This is a genomic window from Rhodoplanes sp. P11 (genome assembly GCF_964266735.1).
Classification (GTDB): Bacteria; Pseudomonadota; Alphaproteobacteria; order Rhizobiales; family Xanthobacteraceae; genus Rhodoplanes; species Rhodoplanes serenus.
This window is the reverse complement of sequence record NZ_CAXWGY010000012.1, coordinates 251,923-271,569: the sequence shown is the minus strand read 5'-3', so window position 1 is coordinate 271,569 and position 19,647 is coordinate 251,923. Positions and strand designations below refer to the sequence as shown.

Annotated in this window: 15 protein-coding genes; 13 read left to right on the top strand and 2 right to left on the bottom strand. The window is 64.7% G+C overall.

The window, feature by feature from the left end; all coding sequences use genetic code 11:
• Position 1: 1 nt before the first annotated feature.
• Positions 2 to 883 (bottom strand): WYL domain-containing protein, encoded by an 882-nt coding sequence (locus ACFQUV_RS10520; RefSeq protein ID WP_107394295.1) that lies wholly within the window; start codon positions 881 to 883, stop codon positions 2 to 4.
• A 296-nt stretch (positions 884 to 1,179) separates the two neighbouring features.
• Between ACFQUV_RS10520 and ACFQUV_RS10515 the strand changes: the two genes are divergently transcribed.
• The 8 genes from ACFQUV_RS10515 to ACFQUV_RS10480 all read left to right on the top strand — a co-directional run bounded on the left by ACFQUV_RS10515 (position 1,180) and on the right by ACFQUV_RS10480 (position 13,880).
• Complete coding sequence (locus tag ACFQUV_RS10515; protein ID WP_129609360.1) at positions 1,180 to 3,837, top strand: PD-(D/E)XK nuclease family protein; 2,658 nt, start codon at positions 1,180 to 1,182, stop codon at positions 3,835 to 3,837.
• Complete coding sequence (locus ACFQUV_RS10510) at positions 3,837 to 7,259, top strand: exodeoxyribonuclease V subunit beta (RefSeq protein WP_129609397.1); 3,423 nt, start codon at positions 3,837 to 3,839, stop codon at positions 7,257 to 7,259. The genes ACFQUV_RS10515 and ACFQUV_RS10510 overlap by 1 nt, the downstream gene beginning before the upstream one ends.
• A gap of 141 nt (positions 7,260 to 7,400) precedes the next feature.
• Complete coding sequence (locus tag ACFQUV_RS10505; RefSeq protein WP_129609361.1) at positions 7,401 to 8,315, top strand: sensor histidine kinase; 915 nt, start codon at positions 7,401 to 7,403, stop codon at positions 8,313 to 8,315.
• 22 nt (positions 8,316 to 8,337) lie between these two features.
• Positions 8,338 to 8,901, top strand: coding sequence for a hypothetical protein (locus ACFQUV_RS10500; protein ID WP_107394291.1), 564 nt, complete (start codon positions 8,338 to 8,340; stop codon positions 8,899 to 8,901).
• A gap of 144 nt (positions 8,902 to 9,045) precedes the next feature.
• Positions 9,046 to 10,179, top strand: coding sequence for a hypothetical protein (locus tag ACFQUV_RS10495; protein ID WP_107394290.1), 1,134 nt, complete (start codon positions 9,046 to 9,048; stop codon positions 10,177 to 10,179).
• Between the two features lie 3 nt (positions 10,180 to 10,182).
• Entirely contained in the window at positions 10,183 to 12,447 is a 2,265-nt protein-coding gene (locus ACFQUV_RS10490; RefSeq protein ID WP_129609362.1) for a ThiF family adenylyltransferase, read from the top strand.
• Positions 12,444 to 13,676 carry a patatin-like phospholipase family protein gene (locus ACFQUV_RS10485; protein WP_129609363.1) on the top strand — a complete coding sequence of 411 codons (1,233 nt, stop codon included), beginning with the start codon at positions 12,444 to 12,446 and terminating at the stop codon, positions 13,674 to 13,676. Before ACFQUV_RS10490 ends, ACFQUV_RS10485 begins: the two co-directional genes overlap by 4 nt.
• Positions 13,677 to 13,697: 21 nt before the next feature.
• Entirely contained in the window at positions 13,698 to 13,880 is a 183-nt protein-coding gene (locus tag ACFQUV_RS10480; protein WP_129609364.1) for a hypothetical protein, read from the top strand.
• A 4-nt stretch (positions 13,881 to 13,884) separates the two neighbouring features.
• Here ACFQUV_RS10480 and ACFQUV_RS10475 read toward each other — a convergent pair whose 3' ends face one another.
• The gene (locus ACFQUV_RS10475; protein WP_244601600.1) at positions 13,885 to 14,289 is read right to left on the bottom strand and encodes a thermonuclease family protein; all 405 of its coding nucleotides are present in this window, start codon (positions 14,287 to 14,289) and stop codon (positions 13,885 to 13,887) included.
• 326 nt (positions 14,290 to 14,615) lie between these two features.
• On the opposite strand from ACFQUV_RS10475, the gene ACFQUV_RS10470 reads away from it, so the two are divergent.
• The 5 genes from ACFQUV_RS10470 (at position 14,616) to ACFQUV_RS10450 (ending at position 19,574) form a co-directional block, all read left to right on the top strand.
• Positions 14,616 to 15,578 carry an ArdC family protein gene (locus ACFQUV_RS10470; protein ID WP_107394287.1) on the top strand — a complete coding sequence of 321 codons (963 nt, stop codon included), beginning with the start codon at positions 14,616 to 14,618 and terminating at the stop codon, positions 15,576 to 15,578.
• Entirely contained in the window at positions 15,578 to 16,105 is a 528-nt protein-coding gene (locus tag ACFQUV_RS10465; RefSeq protein WP_107394286.1) for a hypothetical protein, read from the top strand. The genes ACFQUV_RS10470 and ACFQUV_RS10465 overlap by 1 nt, the downstream gene beginning before the upstream one ends.
• 161 nt (positions 16,106 to 16,266) lie before the next feature.
• Positions 16,267 to 18,402, top strand: coding sequence for a ParB/RepB/Spo0J family partition protein (locus tag ACFQUV_RS10460; protein ID WP_129609365.1), 2,136 nt, complete (start codon positions 16,267 to 16,269; stop codon positions 18,400 to 18,402).
• 115 nt (positions 18,403 to 18,517) lie between these two features.
• Entirely contained in the window at positions 18,518 to 18,946 is a 429-nt protein-coding gene (locus ACFQUV_RS10455) for a hypothetical protein (protein ID WP_129609366.1), read from the top strand.
• The gene (locus tag ACFQUV_RS10450) at positions 18,930 to 19,574 is read left to right on the top strand and encodes an antitoxin of toxin-antitoxin stability system (RefSeq protein ID WP_129609367.1); all 645 of its coding nucleotides are present in this window, start codon (positions 18,930 to 18,932) and stop codon (positions 19,572 to 19,574) included. The genes ACFQUV_RS10455 and ACFQUV_RS10450 overlap by 17 nt, the downstream gene beginning before the upstream one ends.
• The last annotated feature ends 73 nt before the right edge of the window (positions 19,575 to 19,647 follow it).

Here is a 19,647-nt window from a genome sequence, read left to right as displayed (position 1 = left end):
ATCAGACGGCTCCTTCAGCATTTCGCGATTGACCTTCAGCAGACGTCGGCGACGCCAGAAGGACGATCTGTTGGTCTTGTGGGGCACGTGTGCTTGGATCAACATCCAAGCCCAAGCGCTTCAGCGTGTAATAAAGAAGAGCCTTACGAACCCTTACATGCGCTTTCCCGTCACGCATGCCGTAGTCGAGCGCGATAACCTTCTTCTGCGTATCAGAAAGCCCGGGGTGTGGTCCAATCTCCAGCGTGATCTCTTGTTGCCAATCCTTGTCTTCGCTTGCGTCAGCTTCGCAGGGTTTCGAGGCCCGCGTCTCTAAGATGCGAGACAGGAGGAAATCCTTGAAGCTCCGATCGGCACCACAAAACGCGCGAGCATGCCATCGAAAACCGTCAAAACCGAGTGCGTGCGGAGATATCCAGCGCCATCTGGGTTTAGAACTCGACAGCGATTGATACCGGATCTCCACTGCCGCGTGCTGGCGTATCGCCGATAGTACCGACCTCAGCACTTCGGCCCTAATACCCCGAGCAGGGCTTGGGGCGACGCCGAATGACGGAAGATGACCGAGCCATGCATGGGAAGGATCAAGAATGCCGTCAGCGATCGAGCGAAGCTGATTGAGATAGCCATGGGGGTCGGGCTTCAGGAAGCAGGGCGTAAACTTATCGCTGGCGACGTAACGCTTGGCACTCTTATCATAAATGGCATTCTGAGGCGCGCGCTCCTGATAGAGCGTCAGGTCCTTCGACGCCTGGGGCACGGACACGTCGAACATCTCGATGATGTCGGAGCGGTTGACGCCGCCCTCCCAGAACAGCCGGAACTCGATGAACTCGAGCCGGCGCTCCACGCCCCATTTCAACGCCGCGGCGCCTTCCAACATTGCTTTTCGTCTCCGTGCGTCGATGGGGATAAAAAGTATATGGACATACCGACGCGATCCGTGTAATTATTATTCCCATCTACCGCGCCAGTCAATGGTGATCGGCGCGAATTTCACGGGGGCAAGACGATGCCGAAACGTGGTTCAAAGGGCGAAGTCACCAGCAAGCGGGCGGCGAGCGCTGCCGCCAAGGTGCTGCGGAATCCCAAGAGCAGTAAGGCCGCAAAGACAGCAGCCGCATCGGCGCTCACCCAGCGTCCGAACAAGAAGTAACCCCCCCGGAAAGGAAAGCGGCCATGTCCGTCGCGAGTCGATCCACCCTCGTGGTTCACGGCCGCCTCGCCATGCGGGAACGCCGCCTGGCGGCGGCGCGCGCCGGCCGCCACGGCCTGCAGGTCATGTCCTTCGAGCAGGCGGCGGTGCGGCTGGCCGGAGGTTTTGTCCGGCCGATCGATGACGAAAGCCTGCGCGCGGCGATCCAGGCCGTGCTGACAACGACGCCGATGGGCGAGCTCGAAGGCATCAAGTCGCTGCCCGGCATGATTGATGCGGCCGCGGACACCCTGCACAAGGCCTGGCGCGCCGGTATCAACCTTGCGGCGCGCGCGGACGAGCATCCGCGACTCGAGGCCATCGCGCGGTTGGAGGCGGCAGTCCTGGCGCAGCTTCCCGCCGGCGTGATCCGGCCCATCGACATCGTCGCCGCCGCGACCAGCCGTATCGCCCATGCGCCCGCCGTTCTCGGCCCCATGGAGATCGCCGGCCTCACCGAGCTCTCGCCCATCTGGCGGCCGCTCCTTGAGGCGCTCACCGCGCATATTCCCGTGCAATGGACGGCCGGGCCGCGGCCGGCGCCAGCCTGGCTGGAAGGCACCGGTGTCGCGGTGTTGCGCGCACCCTCGGAAACCCCGGAGGTCAGCGCGGTCAGCGCCGCGACGGCCTATCACGAAGCCATCGAGGCCATGCGCTGGGCGCGGTCGCTCCTCGCCTCCGGGCGGGCGGCGCCGTCTGACATCGCGATCGCCACTGCCTCGCCCGCCGACTATGACGATCACTTTCTCGCCCTGCGCGCGGACGCCAATATCGACCTGCACTTCGTCCATGGCGTCAGGGCCGTCACCACCCGTGAAGGCCAGGCGGCCGCCGCGCTGGCCGATATCGCGGTTCGCGGCCTGTCGCAGTCCCGGCTCCGCCGCCTCGCCGCCCTGTGTCGGGACTCCGCGCCGTTTGAGTCGCTTCCCGAAGGCTGGCTGCGCGTCCTGCCGGCCGATGCGCCGATGTCGACGCCGAACGCCTGGAACCGCTTGCTGGGGCGATTGAAGTCCGAGGACTGGCCGGATGGCGCTGATCACACCCCGGCCTTGCGCGCAGCCATCGACCTGCTCGACAAGGGGCCGGACACAGCGCCCGAGATCGGTGAGGCCTTCCTCACTGGCCGCGCGCTCGCCATCTGGCGCAAGGCCCTTCTCGCCGGGCCGGCGGCCTCGATCGACGCCACCCTCGAAACCCTGAAGCAGGACGACGGGCTGGAGGCGTGCGTGTCCGTCGCCTGGATGCCGGCCAGTGCGCTCGCGGCCTCGCCGCGCCGCTTCGTGCGGCTGATCGGCCTCAACTCCTCGCGCTGGCCGCGCGGAATCGCCGAAGACCGGCTGATCCCGGACCATATCATCCCGACCGCCGAGCTCGACCCGCTGCCGGTGAGCCTCGCCGATCGCCGCGATTTCGAGACGATCCTGGCGACCACGGACGGCGAAGTCGTCCTCTCGCGCGCCCGGCGCGACAGCGACGGGCGCCTGCTGGGACGCAGCCCGCTGCTCGCCGGGCATGGCGAGGAGGTCTATCTCCGCCGCAACGCCGTGCCGGCCCACGCCTTCAGCGAAACCGACCGCCTCATGGCCCGGCCGCAGGAGTTCAGCGCCGATCCGCAGGCGGTCAGCGCGCAAGGCTGCTGGCGCGACTGGCGGCGCACCGAGATCACGGCGCATGACGGGCTCATCCGGCCCGATCATCCGCTCATTCTGGCAATCCTGGCCCGCACCCAGTCGGCCAGCTCGCTCCGGCGTCTGCTGCGCAATCCGCTGAGCTTCACCTGGGTCTATGCCTTTGGCTGGCGCGTGCCCGAAAGCAGCGCCGAGCCGCTCGTGCTCGATGCGCTAGGCGTCGGCGATCTGGTTCACGTGGTTCTCGACCGCGCTTTGCACGACCTGGAAAGCGCCGGTGGATTGGCATCCGCCGACGCCGAAAAGGTCACGGCGGCTGTGGACCGGGCCGCAGGGGTTGTCGCCGCCGATTGGGAGAGCGAACGCGCGGTCCCGCCGGCCGTCATCTGGGGGCGCACCCTGGATGATGCCCGGCTGTTGGCAGGCCGGGCTCTTGCATATGGCGATGCGCATCTGCCGGGTGCCCGCTCCTATGGCGAGGTGCCCTTCGGCGGGGCCGAGCCCAAGTCGGACGCGGCGACCCCGTGGGATCCTGGCGTACCAGTCACGATCCCCGATACCGGGTTCAATATCGCCGGCTATATCGACCGGCTCGACATCGCGGGCGACGGCAAGCGCGCGCTCGTTCGCGACTACAAGACGGGCCGGGCTCCCCGGGCCGCGATCCGGCTGAACGGCGGACGGGAGCTTCAGCGCTGCCTCTACGCCTTCGCGGTGAAGGCGCTGCTGGGCGATGACATCGCGATCAGCGCCTCACTGCTGTTCCCGCGCGAACAGGTCGACCTCCAGCTCGACGATCCCGAGGCGGTGCTCGCTGAGATCACCGGCTATTTGAGTGCGGCCAGGATCAGTTTCGCCGGCGGCGCCGCACTGCCAGGCCCCGACACGGGCGGCGACTATGACGACCTCGCCTTCGCCCTGCCGGCGAACGCCAGCGCCACTTACTGCAAACGCAAGCTGCCGGCTGCGACCGAACGGCTCGGTCAAGTCGCTCAAATCTGGGAGGCGGAATGATGAGCAGCGTGTCAAAGGCCCTCAAGGATGACGGCGCGCGCCGCGACGCGATCAGCCTCCATGATCGGTCGATCCTCGTCGAAGCCGGTGCGGGCTCTGGCAAGACCGCCGTCATGGCCGGACGCATCGCCGTCATGCTCGCCGAGGGCGTCGCTCCGCGGGCCATCGCCGCCGTCACCTTCACCGAGCTGGCGGCCAGCGAGCTTCTCTCGCGCGTCCGCGAAATTGTCGCCGACCTCTCGGCCGGCGACGTCGCGACCGAGCTGCGCGTGGCGCTGCCCGAAGGCCTGTCGCAGGCGCAGCGCGACAATCTCGCGACCGCGAGCGCCGCGATCGACGAAATCACCTGCTCGACCATTCACGGCTTCTGCCAGCGCCTGATCAAGCCCTACCCAGCCGAAGCCGACATCGATCCCGGCGCCGGCGTCATGGACCGCAATCAAGCCGATCTCACCTTCCTTGAGATCGTCGATGGCTGGCTGCGGGAGCGTCTGTCCGGCGACCAAGGCGGCATCCTTGCCGAAATGGTGTTGCACAGCCCCGGTGAAACCGTGGCGCTCGTCCATAAGATCGCCGAGAATATGCGGCGCCGCCGCACCCTCGCGGCGCCGCCCGTCTCCCCGCTCGACGGTCATCTGGCGGCGTTCCGGCAGGCGACAGCGGATTTCGCGGCCTTCATGAGTGGAGCGGCGGCGACCGAGCCGGAAACTGTCGTGATCGTCGAGCGGCTGGCCGAGATGGCGACCGCGCTCGCGGCCGGTCCCGATCCCACGACACCCTCGGGCTTGGTTGGGCTTCTGACCTCGCGTCCGCACCCGGACCTTTGCACCAAGGCAGGCACCTTCGCTTCCTATCGCAAGAAGGGCAAATGGACCGAGGCGGCGAAGCACGCGGGCCTCTCCAAGGCAGATGGCGAGCGGCTGAACATCGCCGCCGAAGGCCACTACACCGCCTGCTGCGATGCCTGGACTTCGCTTCTTCAGGCGGCGGCCAGCCAGGTTCTGGCGGCGCTGATCGAGGAGGCGCGTCCGATCCTGCAGCGCTATCGCGACCACAAGCGCGCGAGCGCCCAGCTCGACTTCGATGATCTAGTCTTTGCCGCGCGCGATCTGCTGTGCGACCATGATGATGTCCGCCGCGCACTCGGACAGCGCTTTGCGCGCGTCCTGGTTGATGAGTTCCAGGACACCGATCCCCTGCAAACCGAAATCTTCTGGCGGCTGTGCGGCGATCCGGTCGATGGCGATCCTGACTGGACCCGGTTCCTGATCCGGCCGGGCGCGCTTTTCCTGGTCGGCGACCCCAAGCAGGCGATCTATCGCTTCCGCGGCGCCGACGTCAGCGCCTATGTGCAGGCGCGCGAGGCCTTTCACGCTCAGGATCCCGACAGCCTGCTGTCGATCTCCACCAATTTCCGCTCCTGCGCGTCGATCCTCACTTTCGTCAACGAGCGCTTCGAGACCGTGCTGTCGGCGGATGGCCAACCCGGATTCACGGCCCTCGACCCGTTCCACGACGACCCGGGCGACGGCCTGTGCGTCGCGGCGCTCGACATCGCTGTTGCCGACGAAAACGGCAAGGCCAGCGCCGAGCAGCAGCGCGACGCCGAAGCCGACGCCGTGGCCGAACTGTGCGCGCGCTTGATCGGCAGCCAGCCCATCATCGACCGGCGCAGTGGTGCGGAACGACTTTGCCAGCCGGGCGACATTGCCTTGCTGGCGCCGACCGGCGCCGAACTGTGGCGCTATGAGGAGGCGCTGGAGCGTCGCGGCATTCCGGTGGCGACACAGGCCGGCAAGGGGCTGTTCCGCCGCCAGGAGGTCCAGGACCTAATCGCGCTGACCCGCGTTCTCGCCGACCGGCGCGATACGCTGGCGCTCGGCGCGCTGCTGCGCGGCCCGCTGGTCGGCCTCACCGAAGAGGAGCTCCTGGATATCGTTTGGACGCTGCCGCGCTCCGAGGAACAGCCTGATAGGATTCCCCGTCTCGATCTCGGCGTCGATCCCACCACCGTCGCTCATCCGCTCGCACGCGAGATCATCGAAAAGCTGCAGACGCTCTACCGCCGCAGCAACAGCACGACGCCGCACGAGCTTCTCTCGCAGGCCGTAGACGTGATGCGGGTTCGTCCCATCCTTCTCGAGCGCCATCGCGGTCAGGCCGAACGCGCGCTCGCCAATGTCGATCTCTATCTGAGCCTGTCGACGGGCTACGCCGTGCGCGGGCTTCGCGCCCTCGCCGAAGCGATGACCGCAGCCTGGACCGACGAGGCGCGCGCCGTGGAAGGCCGGCCCGACGCGCAGGAAGAAGCCGTCGCGCTCTTCACCATGCACGCGGCCAAGGGCCTCGAATGGCCAATCGTCATCCCCGTCAACACCATGACGGGCGTCATGGCGCCCGACAGCGCGGTGATCGACCGTCAGACCGACACGTTCTATTGCCCGGTTCTCGGCGTCGCGCCTGAGGGGTATGAGACCGCGCGCCAGGCGGAAAAGGACGAGTTGGATTGCGAACGCATCCGGCTCTGGTATGTCGCGGCGACGCGTGCCCGCGAGCTCCTCGTTCTGCCCCGGCTCGATACAACGCCCTCGAGATCGGCCTGGATTGGTCTCGTCGATCTGTCGCTTGCCGATCTGCCCGGCCTCGATGTCTCGCATCTGCCGCTCGGGGAGGCAGTCGCCGGCGCTGGCGCGGGCAATACCCAGACGCGCGACACCTTCGCGGCCGAGGCTGCGGCCATCGCCGCCCGGCAGACGCGCCTCACCTGGCTGGCGCCGAGCCGCGACGAGAGCACGTCCGGCGCCCTGCTCCAGGAGGAAGAGGCCGGAATCTGGATGGGCTCGGGCGATGACCAGCCGCGTGAACTTGAAGCGGCAGTCGCGGTCCAGGGCGGCCGCGAGCGCGGGCTGATCCTCCATAAGCTCATGGAGGAAGTCCTGACCGGAGAAACCGATGCGGTCACGCCGGCCCTCACCGAACGCGCCAACGTGCTCATTCGGGCGCTCGGCCGTTCGCCGGTTGCCGATCCGGCGACAGGTCTTTCGGCCGAGGAACTGGCGGGCTGTGTCATGCGGACCCTGGCTCTGCCCGAGATCGCGGCATTGCGCCCGGCACTGCTAGCCGAGTTTCCCGTTTACGCCGCCCGCGCGGATGATGGCGAGGAGACCGCGACCGCTGGCATCGCGGACGCGCTGACCTTGACTGCCGAGGGTCGCCCCGGCGTCGTCGTCGACTGGAAGAGCGACGTGAACCCCGATCCGCAGACGCTCGATCACTATCGCTCGCAAGTTCGCGCCTATCTCGACATGACCGGCGCCGAGCGCGGGCTGATCGTGCTGATGACCGCGGGCGCCGTGATCACCGTCGCGCCCTCGGCTCCAACAATGGTCATTGACGCCCGACAGCAGACCTCAGGTGCCTAGTGAGCCTGTTTCCTTCAGCTCCAGCTCGAAAGACCGACAGCCCTTTTTGAACAACGTTGGCCGTATATATTTCTACCGAAGGGACCAGCCTAATCTGGCAGCAGGCGATCTTTCGATCATGTGACTCGCGAAAGGTGTTGTATGCTCTGCACGGTGAGTTTCCCCGCAAACTGGATCAATGCCTCACGATTTGAAGCGGCGCTGCGGGATTCGTGCGGACCACACAACAACAACACGACAGAGGTCGTTTTCGCGTTTCCTGTCGGTTGCAAGATCATGGTCGATGGCGCGATCCGTCTGCTTTCACTTGCCAACCAGCTCGCCTACACGACACGCCGCGTGCGCCTGAATTTCGAAGAGGGCGAATCCGGAACCATGGGCTACCTGAACCGGATGGGCTTCTTCGATCACCTCTCAACCGATGTCGAAATCCTGCCTTCAAGGCCGTTCTATTCCGGGGCGCGCCTTCATCGGGGCGGTAACAGCATGTTGGTCGAGATCGCCCGAATCAACAAGGATGAGCGCGACGAGGAGTTACCGACCCGCTTGAGCGACGCCATTTCCTATGCATGCAGCAGCCGTCTAGACGTGGAGGAACTCAAAGGCGCCACCTGGACGATCTTCGCCGAACTTATCGACAACATTTTCTCGCACAGTGCCACGCAACTGGACGGCTATGCGGCTCTTCAAGTTTACTCGGGCGGCAACCGTCTTTCTGTGGCCGTCTCCGACAGCGGCCTAGGCATCATGCAGACGCTGCGACCGTCCTTGCGCACCGAGTTCCCCAAGCTGGCACAGCTCTCGGATACGGACCTGCTTGTGGAGGTCTTCCGCCAAGGGCTTTCCCGTCATGGGGCCGACCGGGGTTGCGGGTTGAAGGGCTGCGCTGCCAAAGCGATCAAATTCGATGCGTCGCTGGACGTGCGCCTTCCAAACCAGCGCGTCCTGCTAAAGCCAGCCCGTGGCGCTTATGAACCAAACCGCGCCTATTGCTACGAAGGCCTGCCGCTGCTGTGGGGCACACATATTGCCTTTGCCTTTGGGCTGGGTGCTTGACGTCTCACCCGAATCTGATTAAATGAACCCGATGAACGAGGTGACGACGCGGGTGCTTCCCCTGATTTCATACATGGACCGCCCTGAAGGATGGGGGCGCAGCCAGGGACGAGAAGTCTATCAGCGTCTGCTCGGCTTTGTGGAAGACCACGCCGGCACGGTCGTCTTCCGCGTATCGATGAAGGATGTAAAGCGCGTGGACATATCCTTCGCGTCCGAAACCATCATCGAACTGGCCCGGCGATTTCGCCGTACCAAGGGGTTCTGCCTAGTCGATCTGACTGATCCCGACATGATCGAGAATATCGATGCGGCAGGCGAAAAGAAGGAACAGCCAGTGCTGGTGTGGCAGGGAAAGAACGCAACACTGATTGGCCTTCAGCCGAGTGAAGGCACGCGTGAGGCGTTTCAGTTCGCGATGAGCCGTCCGCAGACACGCGCGGCAGAATTTGCGGCGCAAAGGAACCTCTCGATCGCGAATGCCAGCATGAAGTTCAAGCAACTCTGGGAACAGGGCTTTCTTCTCAGGCGCGAAAGCGCCGCCGACACTGGCGGCGTCGAATTTGTCTACTGCCCTGTCGGGTAATTTTTTTGAGAGCCGTTAAACAGATTCATTGAACGAGATCGAAAGGGAGGACGATGCAAATGCCAAACACAACCGAGCCGCACAAGCGCAAGCCCAGGCGGCGCATCACAACGCCCGCAAGGGCAGAGCAGGAAGAAGGACCCCATGACCGCTAAACTCACATTTCATCCGCTCGGCAATGCCGACTGCACGCGCTTCGATCTTGCCGACGGCCGAAAGCTGCTTGTGGATTATGCCGACATGCGCAACCCCGAAGACCCATGGGATCGGCGCATCGATCTGCCGACCGAATTGAAGTCTGACCTGCGCGCTGCCAAGCGCGACTACTACGATGTCGTGCTGTTTACCCACCTCGACGACGATCATTGCTGCGGGTCCGGGGATTTCTTCTGGCTTGACCATGCCGCCAAGTATCAGGGTGAAGGCCGCATCAAAATCCGGGAATTGTGGGTCCCTGCTGCCGCCATCCTCGAAGAAGGTTGCCAGGACAGCGCGCGCATCATCCGGCAGGAGGCCCGCTACCGCCTCAAGGAGGGCAACGGCATCCGCGTGTTCTCCCGACCCGCGAAACTGAAGGAGTGGCTGGAGAAGAACGGCCTGACCTTGGAATCGCGCGCGCATCTTATCACCGATGCAGGGCAGCTCGTGCCGGGGTTCTCGACTGCCGGGCCGGAGCGGGTGCAGTTCTTCATCCACAGCCCGTTCGGCTGGCGGCAGGATGATAACGGAATCGTCGACCGCAACCAGGACAGCGTCGTGTTCCAGGCGACCTTCCTTGAAGGTTCGCGTGAAACTCACGCGCTGTTCATGTCCGACATCAACTACGATTCCATCGATCAAATCGTGCAGACCACAAGGCGTCACAAGCGGGAAGATCGGCTGCGCTGGGATATCTTCAAGATCCCGCATCACTGCTCGTACCTGTCAATTGGCCCCGAGAAAGGTGAGGACGAGACCAAGCCCACCCCCGACGTGAAATGGCTGTACGAAGCACAGGGTCAGCCGCGCTGCACGATGATGTCCACCAGCAAGTCGATCCCGGTGAAGGGCAGCGCTGAAGACAAAGATGTGCAGCCGCCGCACCGAGAAGCGGCCAACTACTACAAGCGTGTGGCCAATATGAAGGACGGAGCCTTCAAGGTCACGATGGACCTGCCCTCATCAAGCAAGCCCAAGCCCTCGACCATCGAAATCACCGAGCGGGGCGCGACGCTGCTGTCGGTGTCGGCAACGGTCGGTGCGGCCAGCGTGATCTCGACCCCGGCGCGGGCGGGCTAGCGCATGACCTTGCACGCGTGGTGGACCAGCTTCGGTGCTGAAGTCGCCGACATCGGTGAACTGACGCCGGTTCTCTCAAGAGAACTGGCGTCCCTCGCCGTGCAGGGATCGCTGCCCGGTATCACCCTTGCTGGCCTGCGACAGTCATCCGAAAGCGGCCACGCCGCAGTAGCCTTGGATGTCGATGTCGAACGTCCACAGGACCTGGCCTACCCGATCAAGGCCGTTGAACCCGTTGCCGTCGTATTCCCCTTCACCGAGGGTCCGTTCAGCGTTGTATCGCTGCGTCCGGACTTCCCCGATACGCTGCATCAGAACTGGTCGCCGCCGGGCGGCCCTTGTGCCCTGTGCATAGATGACCGCCCATGGGCTGAAGCCCGACTGACTGTGTCCGCCCAGGACATCGCGCGTCGTATTCAGCTTTGGCTCGCCAGGGCAGCGCGGGGCGAATTGCACGACCCGGCGCAACCACCCGATCCGTTGTTCTTCAGCTCGCAAATCGGCCTGATACTTCCTGCCGCCGCGCTGGTCGAAGGACAGGAGCCTATCGAACTAGCGGGCATGATACGGCCCGACAACGAGAACCTTATCATCTCGCGCCCCGCCGTGCCGAATGATCCTCATCCCCCAGCCTTCACGGTGCTGGCGTTTCAGGCCGAGCCGCAGGCCATGGCCCGGCTTCGTCATGCGCCGGACACGCTCACGGCACTTGCTGCCGAGCTTGAGCCGCACGGCATCCGCCTCATTGACCAACTGAAATCGCGCCTGAAGACATGGAAAGGCCTTGGTCCGGACCATGTGCGCCGCCTTTCAACGCGGCTCGCCATTGTGGTCGCCTTTCCGATCGCTGTCGGAGAGCGGCCCGGCGTCAATGACGTCCGCGCGTTCCTGACCTACGACACCGCCGGGGACATCGGGGTCGCGCTCGGCGTGCTCTATGCCAACAATACCGGCGTCGGTGATAAGCGCGGCTACATGCTGGCCTTTCCGGAAGGAGCAGCCAGCTCCGACCCGTCACGCATCGAGCCGGCTCAGGTGCATTTCGCGCTGAACCGCGATCTCGCCGCAGCCGTTGCGGGTCACGCAGGGCCCGACCGCCGTCGTGCGGTCCTGATCGGTGCAGGTTCTCTCGGCTCTCAGCTCTCTGCCGATCTCGCGCGCGAGGGCGCGTTTGAATGGACGATCATCGATGAGGATCATCTCCTGCCGCACAATCTCGTGCGCCACGCCCTATTTGCCACAGATATCGGCGCACCAAAGGCCGCCGCGCTCGCACACCGGCTTTCGGGGCTCCTCGGCGAACCTGTGGCGGCCATTGCCTGCAACGTGCTGAAGCCGGATGACCAGGCTGCGCCCAAGTTCGCGGCCGCACTGAAGGACGCCGATATTATCATTGATGCTTCCGCGTCCGTTGCGGTCTCCCGGCACTTGTCCGATCTGCCGGATGTGACGGCGCGCCGCGTCTGCGCTTTCTTCAATCCCGCCGGAACCGCAGTCGTCCTTCTCGCCGAAAGCGCTGACCGCGCGCTCACCCTGCGCGATCTGGAGGCACAGTATCACCGGTTCATACTGACGGAGCCGTCTCTGGCGAGACATCTCGGCACAGACGGTCCCGGCGTGCGCTACACCGGATCCTGCCGAGCTCTGACCAACCGCATTCCGGCAAGCAATGCCGCCATCCTGAGCGCGCTCGCGGCCAAGGGTATCGCGTCAGCGCTGGCGGACGATGGTGCCGCCATCACCATCTGGACTCTGTCCACCACGGGGGAAGTCCAGCGTGTTCAGCGAAAGGGCGCGGCAGTCACCCGTGTCTCCTTCGGTGCATGGACCGTCTCCTATGACGCAGACCTCCTTGATCGTCTTGCCACCATGCGGCACGCGAAGCTGCCGAATGAAACGGGCGGGGTTCTCCTGGGAATCGCGGATATGAGCCGTCAATCGGTCCACATCGCACACGCGCTCCCGGCCCCGGAGGACAGCCGCGCCTCGCAAACCGGATTTGAACGCGGCGTCGCCGATCTAGCCGGACAGGTCAGCGCGGCGGTTGCCGCGACCTTGTATCAACTTCGCTATGTCGGGGAATGGCATTCGCACCCCGACCGCGCGTCAGCCATGCCCAGCAGCACCGACATCGTCCAGCTTCTCTGGCTCGGGCAGGAACTGGAGAACGAAGGTCTGCCGGGGCTCATGGCGATTGCGGCGCAGGATGGGCATTTTACGTTTGCCGTCAGCGGTGCAGGTCTCACGGATGCTGGAGGCGCGTCGTGACAGGAGCGGATGCTCCGGCGACACCACAGCGTAGTGATCTTCAGGGCCTTTTCGAGGCCCAGGCCGGACGCAACGATTTTCTGACCGGAGGCAAAGTCGAGGATGTCATCGGTCTGTGCCTGTCCGGCGGCGGCTACCGTGCCATGCTCTATCACGCGGGCGCGTTGGTGCGGCTCAATGAGTTCGGCTTCCTGCCGCGCCTGCGTGAGATCGCGAGCGTCTCGGGCGGCTCCATCACGGCAGGCGTACTCGGCACGGCATGGTCCCGGCTGAACTTTGACGCGAATGGTCGCGCGATGAACCTGGATGAACAGGTCATCGGTCCGATCGCCCGCTTTGCGACCGTCGGCGTCGATGTGAAGGCGATTCTTCTGGGTCTCCTTCCAAGCTTCACCGCAGCAGGCGAAGTGGCCAAAGCCTATGACCGCCACCTGTTCGGTGGAGCGACCCTGCAGGACCTCCCCGATAAGCCGCGCTTCACGTTCATGGCAACCAATCTTCAGACCGGAAGCGGATGGAGGTTTGCCAAGGACTACGCCGCTGATCACCGCGTCGGTCGGATCGACCATCCGCGTCTGGCTCTATCCTGCGTCATTGCTGCATCGTCCGCGTTTCCGCCGTTCCTATCGCCCGTCCGGCTCAACTTTGAGAGCGGCAGCGTCAAACCGATGGACGGGGCCGATCTACACAAGGCACCTTTCACGCAGCAGGCCGTGCTGACCGACGGCGGCGTGTACGACAATCTCGGTCTGGAACGCATCTGGCGCCGCTGCCGCACCGTTCTGGTCAGCAATGCCGGCGCCACCATGCCTGAACTTGGCTCACCGACGGGCCGTTGGTTCGGCCAAGTCTATCGGGTCCTTAACATCGTCCAGCAGCAGGCGGAAAACTCCCGCAAGCGCCTGCTCTTTGGCGTTCACAATCTCAAACAGCGTCATGTTGCCTTCTGGAGCATCGAGACCCCGATCAGCGCCTACGGCCTCGAGGATGCGGTTTCGCTTCCGGACGACGCCGCATTGCTGGCAGCCCGCCTGCGGACCCGCCTCAATCCCTTTTCTCCTTCCGAAATCGAACTGTTGCTAAAGGTCGGCTACGCCGGGGCCGATGCCAGCCTGCGCGCTGCAGGTCTTGTAACGAAAGCGCCCGCCGCAAACATCGATGCAGCGAATCTGGCACAGTACTCCGGACAGAAAGGCGGTCGCAACGTTTCGCGGGCAGGAAACCCATGAGTTTCACAATCAAGGGACTAGATGATCTTCAGCGCGAAATGCAGTTGCCGTCCGACAGTTGCTGAAGTGCTGAATGGCAAGATTACGACGATCAACTTTGCCCCGTCGGATCCGACCTGCGTCGAGCGAGCCATCATTGACATGAAACTGGCAATCGATCGCAAGGGGTCCGGCTGCTGCGGCAGCCTTGCGGCAGCCTATTGAGGAGCTAACACCACGCCTCTCGCCTGCCGCTCCATGTCCGGGCGAGACCTTCTCGAACCAGTTGGTCGCCGACGTCCGCGCCGTCGACCTGAATCACCGCAAGCGTGCGGCCGTATCGATCGTTCCCCTGCCGGAACAGCTCGACGCGCCTACCTTCCATGATCTCGGCGAGCCTATGCTTCGCCTGCTGGGCCAGTTCGGATTCGTAAGTGCATTGACCGTCGATCTCAGGAGCGTCGATGTTGAAAATGCGCACGGACTCCGCCCGGCTGGTCAGCCCCAGCCGTATAGAATCTCCGTCCCAGACCCGGATTTCCGCCGGCTCGCAGGACAGCACGCAAAGCATGACTTGAATGACAATGTGGCTGTTCATCATCATCTGCAGAGTTTGCGGAACACCGACCGACACGATCCCGACCGATCCGCCGGATTGATCCGGATAGTCGGTTCAAGCTGCGAAGACAATTCCGTTTGCCTCGTCGAGCGCCCCACCATGAGGGGGTGGACGTCGCCCTTCGGGCCGGGCTGTCGGCAAAGCTGAAGCCCCGACAAGCGGGTCTTCCCCCTCCGGGCTTCCATCCCTGACGCGAGAATAGGGGCAAGTCGTAAATGCCGCGAATACGTTTCTGCGTCTCTACGCCTTTGAACGGGCGAGAGTGAGAGTGCGGACCGGGTTTGCCGTGACGGGTTGAGGGCTGGAGGAGAGGCCTCCGGCGCCCGTCGCGGAGACCTGCGATGTCCAGACATGCTGTTCGCGCCCGTTCCGGCTCCGACCGGACGAGCCTCTATGACGAAATCACCGGAAAGATCCTCGCCGAGCTGGAGGCCGGCCGGCTACCCTGGATCCAGCCCTGGGGCACGGCAGCGGCGAAAGCGCCGCTCGCCATGCCGAAAAACGCCGCCACCAGCCGAGCTTATTCCGGCATCAATGTGCTGATCCTCTGGGGTGCTGTGATCGAGCGTGGCTTCCCCGGCCAGAGCTGGCTGACTTTCCGTCAGGCCCTCTCTCTCGGCGGGAATGTGCGTAAAGGTGAGCGCGGAACGACGGTTGTCTATGCTGATCGATTCATTCCCGACGACGAGAAGAAGCGGTCGCGGGAGACCGGCGAAGAAGCCCAGGCGATCCCGTTCCTGAAGCGCTTCACGGTTTTCAACCTGTCGCAATGCGAGGGCCTGCCCGACGACCTCGCCATTGTCGCGCCGCCGCCCGAACCCGGCCTGATCGAGCCGAAGGTGGAGGCGCTGATCAAGGCGAGCGGGATCGATTTCCGTATCGGAGGTAACCGTGCTTTCTATGTGCCGGCGCACGATTATGTGATGGTCCCGCCGCCCCAGGCCTTCTTCGAGCCCATCAACTGGCATCGGACGGCCCTGCACGAATGCTCCCATGCCAGCGGGGCGCCGCATCGCCTGAATCGCGATCTTTCCGGTTCCTTTGGCACGAAGAAGTACGCCTTCGAGGAGATGATAGCCGAGATTTCAGCGGCATTTTGCTGTGCTGCGCTCGGCATCGTGCCGACCGTGCGCCACGCCGACTACATCGGCTCCTGGGCCGAGGTCCTGCGCGAGGACAATCGCGCCATCGTCCGTGCGGCGTCGCAGGCCAGCAAGGCGGCCGACTGGCTGCTAAAGTTTGTGCCCGAAGATGGGCGGCCTGCTCCAGTGCCCGCCGACGCCGACGAGCGGGAGGCAGCCTGATGCGCGCGCCGTCTCCATCGCGCCGGCGAGGCCACCGGCAGAAGGCTGCGTCATCCCCCGCGGCCGGTGATGCATCCGCGCGGGCGCGCAAGCCATCGACACGCTGGCGAGGGAAATATCTCTTCGACAATGCGGCTGAGTTCCTCGCCGGGGCGCATCGCCTGCGTGCGGCGGGCGATTCCCATTCGCGCGAGGTCCTTTTTCATCTCATCGGATGCGCCGTCGAACTGTCGCTGAAATCCTACCTGCATTTCCGGGGGTGGAACGATGACCGGTGCCGCCATGAGGTCCGGCACGATCTGGTCAAGGCATTGGCCGCCGCGGAACGGCTCGGATTGCATCGGCGCCACCCGGAGGTGCGGATGCTGACGCGGATCTTGTCGCCCTACTATCGCTGTCATCGCATCCGCGAGCTGGCGAAGCGCAACCCGGCGCCGATCTCGCCCGAACGGGCGCTGCGGGCGGCCGAGGGACTGCTCGACGATGTCCTGGCCGCCGTGGCGGAGCGTCCCCGTCCCAAGGGCTGACCGGATGCCGGTGTCTGTAGCGCACGGGCTGCGGTTCCTTCCTCCTTCACCCCTCGGTCTTCGCATTCGCCGCCGCGAGAGGAAGAGGGCCGAGGGAATTTTCGTGACGGGTTGGAGGCCGGGAGAGAGGCTTTCGGCCGCCCGTCGCGGAGAAAATCCCGATGGCTACTGCCGTTCAGAAGATCACCCTGTCGTCCTCGCGCGACATTCCCTTCAACAAGCTGGTGCTCTCCCAATCCAACGTGCGGCGCGTGAAGGCCGGCGTCTCTATCGAGGAGCTGGCCGAGGACATCGCCCGGCGCACCCTGCTCCAGAGCCTCAACGTCCGGCCGATCCTCGATGCCGAGGGCGCCGAGACCGGGATGTTCGAGATTCCCGCCGGCGGCCGCCGCTACCGGGCGCTCGAATTGCTGGTCAAGCAGAAGCGCCTGGCCAAGAACGCGCCCGTGCCCTGTGTGGTGCGCGATGCGGCGACCGACAGCCTCGCCGAAGACGATTCGCTTGCCGAGAACGTCCAGCGCGCCCCGCTTCATCCGCTCGACCAGTTTCGCGCTTTCCAGACCCTTCGCGAGAAGGGCCAGTCCGAGGAGGACATTGCAGCGGCCTTCTTCACCTCGACCAATGTGGTGAAGCAGCGCCTGCGGCTCGCCAGCGTCTCGCCGAAGCTGCTCGATATCTACGCCGAGGACGGCATGTCGCTCGAGCAGTTGATGGCCTTCACCGTCAGCTCCGATCATGCCCGCCAGGAGCAGGTCTGGGAGACCATCTCCGGCTCCTGGTCGAAGGAGCCCTATCAGATCCGTCGCATGCTGACTGAATCGACGGTGCGCGCCTCCGACAAGCGCGCCGTCTTCGTCGGCGTCGATGCCTATGAAGCGGCTGGCGGCATCGTCCTGCGCGACCTGTTCCAGTCCGACGATGGCGGCTGGCTGCAGGATGCGGCGCTGCTAGACCGGCTGGCCGCCGAGAAGCTGAAGGTCATGGCCAACGAGATCGCCAATGAAGGCTGGAAGTGGATCGAGGTTGCCGTCAGCTTCCCCTATGGCGTGACCCATGGCCTGCGCGAACTGGAAGGCACGCCGATCGATCGCACGACCGAGGAACAGTCGACGCTCGCTGCCCTGCGCGCCGAGTATGACAAGCTCCAGGCCGAATATGAGGATGCGGACGAGCTGCCGGAAGAGGTCGATGAGCGCCTGGGCGAGATCGAGACCGCGATCGACGCCCTGGAAACCCGTCCCGTCCGCTACGATCCAGCCGACATTGCGCGCGCCGGCGTTTTCGTCAGCATCGATTCCGATGGCTCGCTGCTCGTCGACCGCGCCTATGTGAAGCCCGAGGACGAGGCTCCGGCCACCGACGGCGGCGAGGATGGTGACGGGAAGACGGCGGGCGATCCCGACGGGGACGGTTCCAGCCAGCGCACGATCATCAGCATCGGCGGACAGCCCGTCGAGACGGATGACGAGGAGGAAGACGCCATCAAGCCCCTGCCGGACCGGCTCGTGATGGAGCTGACCGCCGAGCGCACGCTGGCGCTCAGGGACAAGCTCGCAAACGACCCGGCGACCGCCTTCCTGGCCGTGCTGCACAAATTCTGCCGCGACGTCTTCTCGCGTTACAGCGCCCACGGCGTCGCGATGGAAGTCTCGGTGCGCGGCACGGTGTTTCAGGCGCAGTCGCCGGAACTGCGGGACACGCCCTATGCGCGTGCGATCGAGGCGCGCCACAAGGATTGGGAAGCGCGCCTGCCGGCTGACGTCGCCGACCTCTGGGATGCGCTTGCCGCGCTCGCCGGCACCGAGCAGGCCGAACTGTTCGCCCATTGCGCATCGTTCGGCGTCAATGCGCTCTATGAGCGGGCCGACCGCTATGGTGGCGGCGCGATCTCCGCGCATGGGGTTCAGGCACGCCTTGCCGAGGCCGATCACCTTGCCGGGGCCACCGGCCTCGACATGGCCGTGGCGGGCTGGCGTCCGACCGTCGGTAATTATCTCGGCCGCGTCACCAAGGCGCGCATTCTCGAAGCCGTGCGCGAAGGCGCGGGCGAACGGGCCGCGCAGCTCATCGACCATCTGAAGAAGGGCGATATGGCGAAGGAAGCCGAGCGGCTGCTCGCCGACACCGGCTGGTTGCCCGAGCCGCTGCGCCTTGCCGATGCCGAGCCGGCTCCTGACGTGGCGACGACGGAGGGAGAAACCGAGGCGTTGCCGGACTTCCTCGCCGGCGACGACGACGAATCTCCCACCAACGCCTACGATGAGGATGACCCGGCCCGCATGATCGCCGCGGAATAGCCGAACCGCGCGGGGCGGCCCTGGCCGCCTCGCATCCCTTCACCCCATCCGCTTATCCGAGCCCGGCCCTCCGCAACGGGGAACAGCCGGGCTCCTCTCGTTTCAGGAGCCTGACATGGCCGACTATTTCACTCATTTCTCATGCCTGCTCGATGTCGGCACGCCGCAGAACGCCGCTCGCGCGCTCGACCTTTACAACAGGCTATCCGAAGACGGCGCGGCGGAAGACCCGCCGTCCGACGGCTTCCTGCTTTCGATCCAGCCCGAGCATGGCGGAACGCAGCTCTGGATCCGCGATGACGTAACGGGCGACCCGCAGCGCGTCATCGACTTCGTGCTGCTCTGCGCGAAGACCTTCGGTCTCACCGGCCGCTGGGGTTTCCAATACGCCAACACCTGCTCGCGTCCGCGCATCGATGCCTTCAGCGGCGGCGCGCATGTGGTCGATCTCGGCGCCGGCCAATCCGTCGCCTGGATCGGCACGCACGGATGGCTCGCCGACATGCTTGCGACGGGAGGGTCGGACGATGCCGAGGATCGTTGAAACCACCGTCTATCAGCTCGGCGAGCTGTCCACGGAGGCAAAGGAGAAGGCGCGCGCCTGGTTCCGCGAAAGCATGGACACCGATGGTTGGTACGAATTTGTCTACGAGGACTTCGAGGCGATCTGCGCCATTCTCGGGGTACGGCTAAAGACCCGCGCCGTCCGACTCCATGGTGGCGGCACGCGGCAGAAGCCGTGCGTCTATTTTCGCGGTTTCTGGTCGCAGGGCGATGGCGCCTGCTTCGAGGCCTTCTATTCCCATGCGAGAAGCGCTCCCCACAAGATCAGGGCGCATGCGCCACAAGATGGCGAGCTACATCGGATCGCGGACGCCTTGCAGGCGGTTCAGAAGCGGAATTTCTATCAGCTTCGCGCCGATGCCAGCCATCGCGGCCATTACTATCACGAATACTGCATGGCGATCTCGGTCGAGCGCGATAGTCCGACCTGCCAGGACATGACCGCCGATGCGGAGGAAGCCGTGACGGAGGCGCTGCGCGATCTCGCCCGCTGGCTCTACCGCCAGCTCGAGCGGGAATATGAGTATCAGACCTCGGACGCCGTGGTCGACGAGGCGATCATCGCCAACGGTTACACCTTCACCGCTTCTGGGCGCCGCTTCGGCTGAGCGCCAAGGGTCCATCATCGGTCCGTTCAGAGGAAGAGGTCGGCCGGGACGGGTTTGAGCCGGTGCGGTCGAG

Coding starts and splice junctions, on each gene's coding strand:
- ACFQUV_RS10450 (WP_129609367.1), top strand. CDS start 18,930: ATGCCGAGGATCGTTGAAACCACCGTCTATCAGCTCGGCGAGCTGTCC.
- ACFQUV_RS10455 (WP_129609366.1), top strand. CDS start 18,518: ATGGCCGACTATTTCACTCATTTCTCATGCCTGCTCGATGTCGGCACG.
- ACFQUV_RS10465 (WP_107394286.1), top strand. CDS start 15,578: ATGCGCGCGCCGTCTCCATCGCGCCGGCGAGGCCACCGGCAGAAGGCT.
- ACFQUV_RS10520 (WP_107394295.1), bottom strand. CDS start 883: ATGTTGGAAGGCGCCGCGGCGTTGAAATGGGGCGTGGAGCGCCGGCTC.
- ACFQUV_RS10515 (WP_129609360.1), top strand. CDS start 1,180: ATGTCCGTCGCGAGTCGATCCACCCTCGTGGTTCACGGCCGCCTCGCC.
- ACFQUV_RS10480 (WP_129609364.1), top strand. CDS start 13,698: ATGATCTTCAGCGCGAAATGCAGTTGCCGTCCGACAGTTGCTGAAGTG.
- ACFQUV_RS10490 (WP_129609362.1), top strand. CDS start 10,183: ATGACCTTGCACGCGTGGTGGACCAGCTTCGGTGCTGAAGTCGCCGAC.
- ACFQUV_RS10460 (WP_129609365.1), top strand. CDS start 16,267: ATGGCTACTGCCGTTCAGAAGATCACCCTGTCGTCCTCGCGCGACATT.
- ACFQUV_RS10510 (WP_129609397.1), top strand. CDS start 3,837: ATGAGCAGCGTGTCAAAGGCCCTCAAGGATGACGGCGCGCGCCGCGAC.
- ACFQUV_RS10505 (WP_129609361.1), top strand. CDS start 7,401: ATGCTCTGCACGGTGAGTTTCCCCGCAAACTGGATCAATGCCTCACGA.
- ACFQUV_RS10495 (WP_107394290.1), top strand. CDS start 9,046: ATGACCGCTAAACTCACATTTCATCCGCTCGGCAATGCCGACTGCACG.
- ACFQUV_RS10470 (WP_107394287.1), top strand. CDS start 14,616: ATGTCCAGACATGCTGTTCGCGCCCGTTCCGGCTCCGACCGGACGAGC.
- ACFQUV_RS10500 (WP_107394291.1), top strand. CDS start 8,338: ATGAACCCGATGAACGAGGTGACGACGCGGGTGCTTCCCCTGATTTCA.